Consider the following 13,028-nt stretch of genomic DNA (forward strand, 5'->3'; position numbering starts at 1 on the left):
AATGTAGATTCAGTTTTTACACAAACGATTGTGCGGCTGACAAGAAATATCTATCCGACTCTTTTACCTTATAGTTCACAAGCCTTCCTATTTTACATCTGTAAAATAAACGTCAGTATTCTTCCTTCCTGTGTTTAAAGAAAAATCCCCTCTCTATCAAGAAACACTTCTTGATAGAGAGGGGATTTGCTTATTAATACATTGTGGTACTTTCGCTTTTCTTTTGTTCAGCTGCAACGGCCAGACTCTCGGTCATAAACCGGAACGCCTGTGTGGCAAAGAGCGCCACTTCGACGGTCCGGCGTATGTCTGACAAGTCTAAACGGGCCGTTTCCGCTTTTCTTATTGTCCAGCTGCAGGCGCTAGCGCGTACGCTGATTTCGCTCTCTCTATCGAAGTCTGAAAATCGACTTCTTGTCGGGAGCTCCAATCCGCTAGCGCGCTAATCAAGCGCCTTTCGCTTTTCTTTGTCCGGCTGCAGGCGCTAGCGCGTAGGGCGGTTTCGGCCTTTCTGCAGGAGCCACAGAACGTCTCCCACAGAAATTCCTCCAACCCCTTATCGCGCTAATCAAGCGCCTTTCGCTTTTCTTGTTTGTTACCTGCTGCCTTTGATGTATGGGGTTCCGGACGCTTTTGGTGCATCGGCCCGACCAATAAATCCAGCAAGGGCTAGAATTGTCAGCACGTAAGGGGCGATTAATAAGTAGACTGCCGGAATATCCTCTAAAAATGGAATACTTGATCCGACGATACTTAAGCTTTGAGCGAACCCAAAGAAGATCGCTGCCCCCATCGCTCCGAGCGGATGCCATTTTCCAAAAATCATTGCTGCCAGAGCCATGAAGCCTTGGCCTGTAATTGTCGCATGGCTAAAGTCGAGTGAAATAGACTGGGCATACACGCCTCCGCCCAAACCACCGAGCAAACCAGAAATGAAAACAGCAATGTAGCGCATTTTCGTTACATTTACACCCATTGTATCTGCTGCCATCGGATGCTCTCCTACCGCTCGCAAACGCAAACCAAATGGAGTTTTAAATAGCACATACCAAGAAACGAAAGCCAGGGCAATCGCTACAATAGCCGGGTAAGAGATATTTGAAAAGATTAACCGACCAATCACCGGAATATCACTTAAAACTGGGATATCCACTTTTTTAAAGTTGAATTTAATAATATCTGTCTGACCTTTATCGTAAAGCATTTTCACTAAAAACAATGATACACCGAGAGCTAGAAAGTTAATTGCCACTCCACTGACAACTTGATCGGCACGGAAAGTGATCGAAGCTAGCGCATGAAGAAGCGATAGCAATCCGCCGACGATCATCGCTGCAATCAGAGCCACCCACGGGGTAGCCGCTCCAAAGGTTGAAGCGAATGTTAGATTAAATACAATAGCTGTAAACGCCCCAATAATCATCAGCCCTTCAAGACCGATGTTAACGACACCGGAACGCTCGGAGAAAACACCGCCTAATGCAGTGAAAATAAGCGGGGCGGCTGCGAAAAGAGACGATGAAATAATAATGGATAAAATCGTTAATGTATCCACTTATTTCTCCTCCTTTTTGAATCGGCTGAGAAGCCATTTTATCATATAGCTGGAAGCAACAAAGAAAATAATTAAAGCAATAACGATTTCAACAAGCTCGTTCGGCACACCTGATTCAATTGGCATATTTAATGCTCCAACTTTTAAAGCACCGAATAGTAAAGAAGCGAGCACAACACCAATAGCTGCATTTCCACCAAGAAGTGCTACAGCGATTCCATCGAAGCCTATGCCGGAAAATCCAGAGTGCAAGAAGGCATTTCCAAACGTCCCTAGCCCTTCCATCGCTCCTCCAAGACCAGCAAACGCACCTGAAATGACCATTGAAAGAACAATATTGCGACTGACATTCATACCGGCATACTGGGAAGCATGCTGACTAAAACCAACTGAACGAAGCTCGTATCCGAGCGTTGTTTTTTCAAGAACAAACCACATAATAATAGCGGCAATAATTCCAAGATAAATTCCGTTATGAAGGGAAGAAAAATCTGTGATCGATTCGAAGAACGGAGATTTTAAACTAGCTGTTTCTTTCACTGCTTCCGTTGCATCAGACTGATCACTAATAACATTTCTTATTAAATGATTTGTCACGTGCAAAGCAATATAATTCATCATAATTGTCACAATAACTTCATGGACATGGAGACGAGCTTTTAACAACCCTGGAATCAGTCCCCAAAGTGCACCGGCCGCTGCCGCTGCCAAAAGAGAGAGCGGTAAGTGAATGGCTTTCGGCAAATCGAAAGCTACCCCAACCCAAACTGAAGCCAACCAGCCAACTAACAGCTGGCCTTCCACACCAATATTGAACAGGCCTGTCCGAAATGCAAATGCCACAGCTAGACCGGCAAATATATACGGAGTCATTTGCCGAAGCGTTTCACCGAGATAGAAGGTATCCCCAAATGCGCCATTCCAAAGTGCAACATAACCGCTGATCGGATTGTAGCCGCTGATTAACATAATAATGGCTCCTGTAATTAATCCTAACAATACAGATACAACAGGGACTGCCATATTAGAAAACCGTTTAGACATTCATCTCACCTGCTTCCTTTCGTTTGGAGCCAGCCATCAACAATCCAAGCTCTTGCTCGGTTGTTTCTTTTGGATTAACAATAGCCACAATCTCTCCTTCATAAATAACAGCGATCCTGTCGCTAATGTTAAGGATTTCATCTAATTCAAAGGAGATTAGCAATACCGCTTTTCCTTTGTCCCGTTGCTCGATGAGTCGCTTATGAATAAATTCAATCGCACCAACATCCAGTCCACGGGTTGGTTGAGCGGCAATAAGAAGATCGGGATCACGGTCTACTTCCCGGCCAATAATCGCTTTTTGCTGGTTTCCGCCTGACAATGCGCGAGCCGGTGTATATTCCGATGGCGTCCGCACATCATATTCCTTGATCAATCGGCCGGCCTTTTTATAGATCTCTTTATAATTTAAAACGCCTGCTTTAGAATAAGGTTGCTGATAATACGTTTGTAAAACCATGTTCTCCCCTATCGGAAAATCAAGTACAAGTCCATGTTTATGGCGATCTTGAGGAATATGCGCTACCCCTTGCTCTGTTATTTTCCGCGGCTTGAGATTCGTAATTTCCCGACCGCTGACAAGAATTGAACCGCTTTCGGCTTTTTGAAGCCCGGTAATGGCCTCGATCAGCTCGCTCTGTCCATTGCCGTCTACCCCGCAAATACCGACAATCTCTCCAGCATGGACAGTTAAATTTAATCCTCTTACTGCCGGAATGCCTCTTGTATCCTTGACGAATAAACTTTTGATTTCCAACACACTGTCCTTCGGTTGCGCTTCCTGTTTATCCGTTTTGAATGTAACTTCCCTTCCGACCATTAAGCTGGCTAGGTGGTTAGGGTCCGTTTCCGATACATTCACTGTACCGATCCCTTTTCCTTTGCGGATAACCGTTACACGATCACACACTTCCATGATTTCTTTCAATTTATGTGTAATCAGAATAATAGACTTTCCCTCTTTAATAAGGGTTTTCATGATTTGGATGAGCTCTTTAATTTCCTGCGGAGTTAATACAGCCGTCGGTTCATCAAAAATTAGTATTTCTGCACCCCTGTAAAGAGTTTTTAAAATTTCGACACGTTGCTGCATTCCAACGGAAATGTCTGACACTTTCGCTGTCGGATCTACAGCCAGTCCATATTGTTCAGAAATTTCTCTAACTTTTTGCTCCGCTTGCTTGATGTCAATTTTCCCACCTGACTTAGGCTCTTTTCCGAGAATAATATTTTCGGTGACTGTAAATGTATCAACGAGCATAAAGTGCTGATGGACCATGCCGATACCCAGTTCATTTGCCACGTTGGGATTGGAAATGTGAACTGTTTCGCCATGAACTTTGATTTCACCTTTTTCAGGCTGATATAGCCCAAATAAAACATTCATCAACGTGGACTTGCCTGCACCATTCTCCCCAAGCAACGCATGAATTTCTCCCTTGCGCAATTGAAGCGTTATATCATCATTGGCAACAAATCCATTGAACTCTTTGCGAATGCCGAGCATTTCAATAACATATTCCACCTGACTCACTCCTCATCTAAGGTCTTTTCTTGCCGCACAGGCTATCGTGTAGATAAACGAATTAATGATTGCAAGTAGGATGTCTGACCTTCTATCACTAGGATTTTTGCAGAACACAGAGCTTCCCGGCATTTTGCAGACAAGCAAAAGCGCCAGCTTAAAAATCCTAACAAACATACAGACGTGCTGCATTCTTGTTACCATTTTTAAGCCGGGGCAAATCTTCTTAATTCTCTGATTTACCCCGGGAGTACTACGTTATTGCAGAGTGGCTAGATTATTTTCCTTCAGGCTTTAAAGGAACCTTCACTTCACCGTTTTTAACTTTTTCTGTCCATTCTTGAACGGCTTTCTTTACGTCCTCACTTAAATTATCTTGAGTTGGAGCAATGCTTACAGCGTTGTCTTCAAGACCGTATTCAAGTAATTCCCCACCTGGGAACTTTCCTTCTTTTGCTTTTGTAGCTAGATCTTTTACAGCGATATCTACACGCTTAACCATAGAAGTTAATGTGATATTTTCTTCTTTTCCATTGACTGTCACTTTTCCTTCTTCAGCTTGGTCACGGTCAACACCGATTACCCAAACATCTTTATCAGGTTTTTTCTGCTTTTCGTTTTTCGCTTCTGTAAATACTCCATTACCTGTCGCACCAGCTGCATGGTAAATAATATCGATGCCTGATCCATACATAGCAGAAGCCATTTGCTGTCCTTTGTCTGCTTTATCAAACGCACCAGCATACTCAATTTTCACAGTTGCTTTAGGATTAACCGCTTTCACACCAGCCTGGAAGCCAGCTGCAAATTTGTTAATTAAGTCACTGTCAGTTCCACCGATGAAGCCAATTTTATTGGATTTAGTAGTCAATCCAGCTGCTACACCGACAAGGAAAGAACCTTCATGCTCTTTAAATGTAATGCTTGCTACGTTATCTTGGCCTTCGATCACATCGTCAACGATAGCAAAGTGGCTGTCTTTGCGCTGTTTTGCTACTTCTTCAATAGCTGGCTTAAGTTTATAACCAATTCCATAAACCAGATCAAATTTATTACGAACTGCTGTATTTAAGTTCGTTTTGTAGTCAGCATCTGACTTTGATTGGATATAGTCATAGCCGCTTGTTCCTTTTTCCAGGTTGTTATCCTTGCCAAACTCCTGTAATCCTTCCCAGGCAGACTGGTTAAAGGATTTATCATCCACTCCACCTACATCGGTAACCATAGCTACCGTAAACTGATCATCTTTCTTGTTGTTGCCCTTTTGGCTTTTCTCTCCATCATCATTGCCGCCACCGCATGCACCAAGGATCGTACCGGCTGCAAGAACAAGGGACATGGCAAGACCAAACTTGCGTTTTGTCATCAAGATAACCTCCTAAAATTTAAAGTTAGTAGAAATGTTTCCATAAAAGCTAGAACCGCTTTCTCAAGACGTGGAAACTGAATTTATCCGCTTTGAAGTAGTTCACGGAGTAAAGAATCGGCTGATCTGTTTCATCAAAATGCAATTGTTTTAAGATGAGCAGAGCAGTTTCAGGATCGCATTGAAGAATGGGTGACACTTTCTCATGATAGCCAAACGGTTCAATTTGGGCGACCGCGTGGGAGATCTTCCGACTGCTTGTCCGATCAAGCAGTGAAAAAAGTGATTCATCGCCATAGTTATAACTCTCCGGATAATAGTTAACCGGAATCTTATCCAAACAATAGACAACCGGTTCCCCGTTAGCTGTGCGCACCCGTTCGATTACAAATATTTCTTCGTCCGGTCCGCAGTCAAACCGCCGCATATCTTCTTCAGTCGGGTTTTGTATACCCGAATTTAAAAAGATCGTTCCCGGCTCCATATTTGCTTGAATGATCATGTCCGTTACACTCTTCAGCTGCTCAATGCCTGAGGTAAACAGCGGTTTTGCGTTTACAAATGTTCCGACTCCATGCCTGCGGATAATGACATTTTCCTCTTCAAGAATACGCAGGGCCTCTCTTAGGGTAGCACGACTCACCCCTAGCTGCTTGGCTAGTTCGAACTCGGAAGGAAGCTTTTCTCTCTCCTTATAAACCCCTGCTTCAATATCTCTTTTCAAACGATCAATTACTTGAAGGTATAAATGCCGGCTATCCGACTTTATTGTCATGTAACCACCCACTTTCTTACAACGTCAGACCTCTGATGTATAACATTTCTACTAATTTAAGTTTAAGATAGCACTTTTTGTCCAGATTGAAAAGATAAAATCAATGATTCATGTTATTTGTTTTTTATGTATACAATTCCCTCGCATAATTATGAAAAACCCCTTGATTAAGCCTATATTTAACTTTATAATTATTAGCTCGACGCGAAAAGGACATTCATCATAAAAGCCGCCGGATAGGAAACTCGGCGGCTTTGTCATTATTGCATATGCTCCTCTGCCTGTTTAGAAATTAAAACTGTTCGTGGTTTGCTGCCTTCATATGGGCCAACAACTCCTCGCATTTCCATCTCATCGATCAACCGTGCTGCACGGCTATAGCCAATACGAAATCTTCTTTGCAGCATAGAGACAGAAGCAGTTTGCATATCTGCTACCAGCTGAACTGCCTCTTCATATAGCTCATCCTCCACCTCACTCGTCGTTTCCGGTGTATCGTCAGGGATCATGTCTTCTTGATATTGCGCTTTTTGTTGAGAAATCACATAATCAACAACTTCTTCTACTTCTTCATCAGATAAAAACGCTCCCTGAACGCGGATCGGCTTGGAGGCGCCTGAAGGAAAGAAAAGCATATCCCCACGGCCTAAAAGTTTTTCCGCTCCTCCCATATCCAGGATGGTTCTCGAGTCTGTCATTGAAGATACGGCAAAAGCAATTCTTGACGGAATGTTTGCTTTGATCACACCAGTAATGACGTCGACAGAAGGTCGCTGAGTGGCAATGATTAAATGAATGCCTGCTGCTCGTGCCATTTGGGCAAGCCTTGTAATAGAATCTTCTACATCGCCCGAGGCGACCATCATCAAGTCAGCCAGCTCATCAACGATAACAACAATATAAGGAAGAAGCGGCTGCTTTTCTCCTGTCTCTTCGTTATGGCGTTTCACATGGGTGTTATACCCTTCAATGTTTCTCGTTCCGCTGTGAGAGAACAGATCATATCTACGCTCCATTTCTCCTACGACTTTCTTCAGTGCTTGGGAAGCTTTTTTTGCATCTGTTACAACCGGCGCCAGCAGGTGAGGAATGCCATTGTAAACATTTAATTCCACCATTTTCGGATCAATCATCATGAGCTTAACCTCATGCGGTTTTGCCCGCATTAAGATGCTAGTAATAATCCCATTTATACAAACACTCTTCCCACTTCCTGTAGCTCCAGCTACGAGTAAATGGGGCATTTTGTTTAATTCAGCCGATACTGCCTCTCCGGTAATGTCGCGTCCAAAAGCAATCATTAGCTTGGATCCTGGTTTTTCATTAGCACTTGCTTCTAATACTTCCCGAAGCGAGACCATAGCTACCTCCGAATTAGGCACTTCGATTCCAATAGCCGATTTTCCGGGGATTGGCGCTTCCATCCGGATATCCTTTGCGGCTAACGCCAGGGCGAGGTCATCACTTAAACTAACAATCTTGCTGACTTTTACCCCCACATCAGGATGCACTTCATACTTAGTCACAGCAGGCCCTAGGTGAACCTGGGTGACTTTCGCTTTCACACCGAAGCTTTGGAATGTTCTTTCTAACTTCGCTGCATTTGCATGGATTTGTTTGTATTCTCTGCTTTGGTCCGTTTGCTGGGGCCTTGTTAACAGGTTAATCGAAGGAAGCTGATAATCTTTGTTTTCTACCTCTGTAAAAGTCATAGAAGGTGCTCGATCATCCTCTTCTTTTTCAGCGGCCTGGGCTGGCCTTGCCTTTTCTTCTTTTCCCCGTTCTAGAACGGGCTCCGCTTCCTCCTGATAAGCACGCTCGGTAAAACTTGAAATAATCGGCTCCGGAGCCGAATAATTGTCTTCATTATTAGTCAATGGGGAATGTGGCTCTACTGTTCTTTCAGATGCTCTTTCAGGTATTTTTTCATCCTCTTCCACCCGATCAGCCCGTCTTGTCTTTCTCTCATCCTTCCACTCTTTCATATCTTGGAGAAATACAGCCCACTGCTTTTTAAAGTTTTTCTGTCCGGCTGCAAATAGTTTGTTAAAAATTTCTCCAAACGATCGGCCGGTAATTAAAATCAAACCAATCATGATAAGAACGAAACTCAAAATTTTTGTGCCAAGCGTATCAAATAAAAAGTAGGAAACAGCAAATAGCGTGGCACCGATCATCCCGCCTCCCAGGTCGTGGCTGCTGGCCGTTCCTTCTTTTACCTCCAGCCAGTAAAGATCCCATGTGTTAATTAAGACGCTCGGCTCATTAAACGACCGACCGTTTCCAAGCAGCTCAAACAGCTTTACATGACTTAAAAGTAATACGCTCATCAAAATAACATACAGTCCCACCTGTTTCCTGCGAAACAGAAGAGGCCTCTTACGTTTTGCCATTATGTAAATTCCATAAAGGATCGCAGCGATGAAGCCAATCATATACCATTCGCCGAGGAAAAATCGAAAAAAATAAACGAAAGCATTGCCTACTGCGCCGAGTCTTATGATGCCGATGAGGCTCAAGGCAATGGTGATGATCCCAATTAACTCCAGCTTAATCGCTTCTTTGATTTGCATTGACTTTTTTGTCCGCTTGGACGATTTTTTCTTCTTTTTATTTGCCATAGCTCCCACCTAATCATTGGATTAAAACAAAAAGCAAGAAAGCAGCCGATGGGGCTGCTTTCTATATTATAGCATATTTGTTCGTATCTATCTAAGGATGTTTAAAGGGAAATGAATTGGCCGGGTGTTACTTGCTGGTTTAAATAGTGGGACGGATCGGTACTGAGAATACGGACAACTTTATAGCGATTTTCCTCACGCTCTGCAAAAAGTGGAATACCGTTCCACGAAATAAATTCCAGATTATTCCCTTGAGTATCTTCGGGGTAAATATGCTCATACGGCATGACTGTATATAAAATCATTGGATCATCGCCCCGCCTTGCTCTTTAGCAGCAATCAATTCATTTAGCTTCCTCATCGCTTCCCCGATTCCGCCTACTTCTTTAATTAAGCCGTACTGGACAGCGTCCTTGCCAACTACATTTGTACCTATATCCCTTGTTAAGTTCCCCTTTGCCAACATTAGTTCCTTAAACTTTTCTTCTGAAATAGCTGAGTGCTTTGTAACAAAATTGACTACTCTTTCCTGCATTTTATCCAAATACTCAAAGCTCTGCGGAACACCAATCACGAGACCAGTCAGCCGGATTGGATGAATGGTCATAGTAGCCGTGGAAGCAATAAAGGAATAATCACAGGAAACAGCAATCGGTACACCAATAGAATGCCCTCCTCCAAGAACAATGGAAACAGTTGGCTTTGACAATGAAGCAAGCATCTCAGAAATAGCGAGCCCTGCTTCAACATCTCCTCCCACAGTATTTAAAACAATGAGCAGCCCCTTGATTGAGGGGTTTTGTTCAATGGCCACAATTTGCGGAATGACGTGCTCATATTTTGTTGTTTTATTTTGCGGAGGGAGCTGCAAGTGCCCTTCAATTTGGCCAATAATAGTGAGGCAATGTACAGGAGAATCACTTGAAAGCTGGGGGACATTTGTCTGTCCGAGCTGTTGAATTTTCTCCATTAAAGAAGATTGGGGTTTCTCATTCTGTTCTTCCGGCTCTGTTTCTTCCATTGTTTTCTTTTCTATATCCATATCCAATTTCTCCTTTCGAAGGCGACGCATTCTAACGCCTAACTTGTATATGAATATTCTCTTCATCCTGACTGATATTATTCAAAAGCTCCAGAGAACAATAAACAAAAAAATAAGCCCGAAGGCTTATTTTTAATTTTATCATTCGTAGAGTATCTTCTTTTTATCGGTGGAATAAAAAAGGCTTTTCCGCCGCTGAACGAGCGCCTTCCGCTTTTCTATTGTCCAGCTGCAGGCGCTAGCGGCTCGAGGTCATAAGCCCATCCAGCCAGAAGATTAAAAAACAACCTTCCAGCTGGCTTGTCTTATGCTTGTCGCCGCTGAACGAGCGCCTCCGCTTTTCTAGACTTCCATGATGATGGGAAGGATCATTGGACGGCGTTTCGTTTTTTCAAATAGGAATGAATTCAGTTGATCTCTAATATCTTGCTTAATGCTTGACCAATCAAAAGATTCGCCAGCCATATTTTTTTCTACGATATCAGTGATTAATTTCGTCGATTGCTCCATCAGTTTCTCGGACTCTCGTACGTACACAAAACCACGCGATATGATCTCTGGACCGGAGACAATCCGTTTTTGTTTTTTGCTTAGCGTAATGACGACAATGAAAATTCCATCCTGTGACAAAAGCTTACGGTCTCGCAAGACGATGTTGCCTACATCTCCTACGCCGATTCCATCAATCAGGACATTGCCTGCAGATACTTTAGAGCTGACGCGCAATTTATCGTTTTTATATTCAATCACATCCCCTTTTTCAGGGATATAAATGTTCTCCACGGGTACGCCTGTTTGAGCAGCTAGCTTGGCATGGGCTTTCAACATGCGGTATTCACCCTGAATAGGAATAAAATAACGTGGTTTCATGAGATTGAGCATAAACTTTAAATCTTCTTGGAAGCCGTGACCAGAAACATGCACTTTACGGCTGCCTGTTACCACATTTGCCCCGGAACGATAAAGAAGATTCACTGTCTTTGCCATAAGCAGCTCTAATCCCGGAGAAGGCGTAGCCGTAATTAAAACTGTATCTCCCTCTTTAATTCTTACGAGCTTGTTCGTTCCTTTTGCCATTTTTTGCAGTGCTTCAATTGGTTCTCCCTGCACGCCCGTTGTTAAAATTACAATTTCATTTTCCGGATATTCAGCAATTTCCTGCAGGCTAACCAATACATCTTCTTGAACATTTAAATAGCCTAGCTTGATCGCCACATCGTTCACACGCTGCAAGCTTTTACCGCTGACGGCCACTTTGCGGCCATTCTCGTAAGCAGCGTCAAATACTTGCTGGATACGAATTAAATTAGAGGCATATGAAGCGACAATAATACGTCCTTTTGCCATATGAAAAGCATCCGATAACTGGCTAGCAATCACTTCTTCAGACGTTGTGTGGCCCGGGCGCTCTGCCTCTGTAGAATCAGATAAGAGCATAAACACCCCATTCTGGCCAATTTGAGCCATCTTTCCAATATCAGGTGAATAAAGACCTTTTGCGGCCTGATCAAACTTAAATTCCCCCGTATGCACGATGGCTCCTTCGGAAGTGTGAATGGCTACACCAACAGAATCCGGAATGCTATGAGTTGTGCGGAAAAATGTTACTTCCACACTATCAAAACGGAGCCGCGTATCTGAATGCACCGTATAATACTTTACTTCTTCCTTTACGTTCTCCTCACGTAAACGCATTTTTGCCAAGGCAATTGTCAGCTTCGTTCCATACACAGGCGCTTTAATTTTTTGCAGCACATAGCCTAACGAGCCGATGGCGTCTTCATGTCCGTGCGTTAAAAAGATCCCTTTAATACGTTCTTTATTATCAATTAAATAAGAAATATCAGGGATGACGATATCGATTCCGAGCATTTCATTTTCCGGGAACATGAGCCCGCTGTCAATTATAAAAATCTCTTCATCCACTTCGACTACCGTCATATTCTTTCCAATTTCACCTACTCCGCCAAGCGGAATCACTTTAATCGTTTCGTTTTTTTTCTTACTCACTATAAATTTCCTCCTATACTTAAGAACACCCGTCCCATCACATTATGTTTATTATAAGGGATGAAGGAAAGTAAAGCCAATACTATCTGTCTCTGGGAAAGCTTTTATCTGATTTTAACAAAAAAATCCCGACAAGCGGGCTCCTGCTGAAATGAGGCAGAAAAAGCTTTCTGCAGCTGTATCAGCCAGGAGACCTCAACCTATCGGGAATTTTTTTCGTTTACACTAATTTCTGTAAAGCGGTACGTTCAGCTTCTGTAAGTGGAACGAGCGGCAAACGTACAGACCCCATATCCATGCCTTTTAACTGCAAGGCCGTTTTTACAGGCACTGGACTTGGAGAAGCAAATAATTGTTTAATCAGCGGCAAAAGCTGTTGATGAAGTTTTGCTGCTTCCTTGTAATTGCCATCTAAAAAGGCTGAAACCATTTGTTGCATCTCATTACCTGCAACATGTGAAGCGACAGAAACGATACCAACTCCTCCAATTGAAAGGATCGGAAGTGTCAGGCTATCATCGCCACTATACACCTGAAAGTCATCGTCTGTGCCAGCAATGATTTCAGTGACGGCGTCTAGATTTCCGCTCGCCTCCTTCACTGCCACAATATTAGGCAATTTAGACAATCTAATAATCGTTTCAGGCTCGATATTCACACTCGAACGTCCAGGAATATTATAGAGCATCACGGGTAAAGAAGTCGCTTCGGCAACCGTCTTAAAGTGCTGATAGAGCCCTTCCTGATTCGGTTTATTATAATAAGGGGCAACAAGCATAATAGCGTCCACGCCCGCCTCTTCAGCTTTCTTTGTCAACTCAATAGACTGTCGCGTATTATTGCTACCAGTACCCGCTATAACAGGTACTCGTCCATTGGCTACTTTAACTGTATGGCGGAACAAAGCGACCTTTTCTTCCGCCGTCAGAACTGGAGATTCTCCAGTAGTTCCAGCAATAACAAGTGAGTCTGTTCCATTATTTATTAAATAATTCACCAGTTGGGTCGTTCTTTCAAAATCAACATTTTCTTTTGAGTCAAACGGTGTCACCATAGCAGTTGACACCCGTCCGAAAGAAGTCATACTCCT

The 13,028-nt window shown here is 43.1% G+C and carries 10 protein-coding genes; all 10 read right to left on the reverse strand.

The features are described from left to right. Positions 1-595: 595 nt before the first annotated feature. The gene (locus MKZ02_RS16640) at positions 596-1,555 is read right to left on the reverse strand and encodes an ABC transporter permease (RefSeq protein ID WP_120037349.1); all 960 of its coding nucleotides are present in this window, start codon (positions 1,553-1,555) and stop codon (positions 596-598) included. Further along, positions 1,556-2,599, reverse strand: a complete 1,044-nt coding sequence (locus tag MKZ02_RS16645; RefSeq protein WP_120037348.1) for an ABC transporter permease — start codon at positions 2,597-2,599, stop codon at positions 1,556-1,558. After that, positions 2,592-4,124, reverse strand: a complete 1,533-nt coding sequence (locus MKZ02_RS16650) for an ABC transporter ATP-binding protein (protein WP_120037346.1) — start codon at positions 4,122-4,124, stop codon at positions 2,592-2,594. Before MKZ02_RS16650 ends, MKZ02_RS16645 begins: the two co-directional genes overlap by 8 nt. A 277-nt stretch (positions 4,125-4,401) precedes the next feature. Beyond that, on the reverse strand, positions 4,402-5,490 hold the full coding sequence (locus MKZ02_RS16655) for a BMP family lipoprotein (protein ID WP_340854636.1): 1,089 nt from the start codon (positions 5,488-5,490) through the stop codon (positions 4,402-4,404). Between the two features lie 49 nt (positions 5,491-5,539). Then, on the reverse strand, positions 5,540-6,265 hold the full coding sequence (locus MKZ02_RS16660) for a GntR family transcriptional regulator (RefSeq protein WP_120037342.1): 726 nt from the start codon (positions 6,263-6,265) through the stop codon (positions 5,540-5,542). A gap of 260 nt (positions 6,266-6,525) precedes the next feature. Beyond that, a complete protein-coding gene (locus MKZ02_RS16665; RefSeq protein ID WP_340854638.1) occupies positions 6,526-8,886 on the reverse strand; it encodes a DNA translocase FtsK in 2,361 nt (786 codons plus the stop codon). Between the two features lie 101 nt (positions 8,887-8,987). Beyond that, positions 8,988-9,191: a YlzJ-like family protein gene (locus tag MKZ02_RS16670; RefSeq protein WP_120037338.1), complete on the reverse strand. Its 204-nt coding sequence runs from the start codon at positions 9,189-9,191 to the stop codon at positions 8,988-8,990. Then, positions 9,188-9,907, reverse strand: a complete 720-nt coding sequence (locus MKZ02_RS16675) for a ClpP family protease (RefSeq protein ID WP_340856439.1) — start codon at positions 9,905-9,907, stop codon at positions 9,188-9,190. The genes MKZ02_RS16670 and MKZ02_RS16675 overlap by 4 nt, the downstream gene beginning before the upstream one ends. Positions 9,908-10,270: 363 nt before the next feature. Beyond that, positions 10,271-11,938, reverse strand: a complete 1,668-nt coding sequence (locus MKZ02_RS16680; protein WP_340854639.1) for a ribonuclease J — start codon at positions 11,936-11,938, stop codon at positions 10,271-10,273. Positions 11,939-12,158: 220 nt separating this feature from the next. Continuing rightward, positions 12,159-13,022 (reverse strand): 4-hydroxy-tetrahydrodipicolinate synthase, encoded by an 864-nt coding sequence (dapA, locus tag MKZ02_RS16685; protein ID WP_120037332.1) that lies wholly within the window; start codon positions 13,020-13,022, stop codon positions 12,159-12,161. Positions 13,023-13,028: the final 6 nt, after the last annotated feature.

It is taken from the genome of Pseudobacillus sp. FSL P4-0506, assembly GCF_038003025.1.
Lineage (GTDB): Bacteria > Bacillota > Bacilli > Bacillales > Domibacillaceae > Pseudobacillus.

Bases quoted from the DNA above. Each gene is read 5' to 3' on its own strand.
- MKZ02_RS16645 (WP_120037348.1), bottom strand. From the start codon at position 2,599: ATGTCTAAACGGTTTTCTAATATGGCAGTCCCTGTTGTATCTGTATTG.
- MKZ02_RS16655 (WP_340854636.1), bottom strand. From the start codon at position 5,490: ATGACAAAACGCAAGTTTGGTCTTGCCATGTCCCTTGTTCTTGCAGCC.
- MKZ02_RS16660 (WP_120037342.1), bottom strand. From the start codon at position 6,265: ATGACAATAAAGTCGGATAGCCGGCATTTATACCTTCAAGTAATTGAT.
- MKZ02_RS16665 (WP_340854638.1), bottom strand. From the start codon at position 8,886: ATGGCAAATAAAAAGAAGAAAAAATCGTCCAAGCGGACAAAAAAGTCA.
- MKZ02_RS16670 (WP_120037338.1), bottom strand. From the start codon at position 9,191: ATGATTTTATATACAGTCATGCCGTATGAGCATATTTACCCCGAAGAT.
- MKZ02_RS16675 (WP_340856439.1), bottom strand. From the start codon at position 9,907: ATGGAAGAAACAGAGCCGGAAGAACAGAATGAGAAACCCCAATCTTCT.
- dapA (WP_120037332.1), bottom strand. From the start codon at position 13,022: ATGACTTCTTTCGGACGGGTGTCAACTGCTATGGTGACACCGTTTGAC.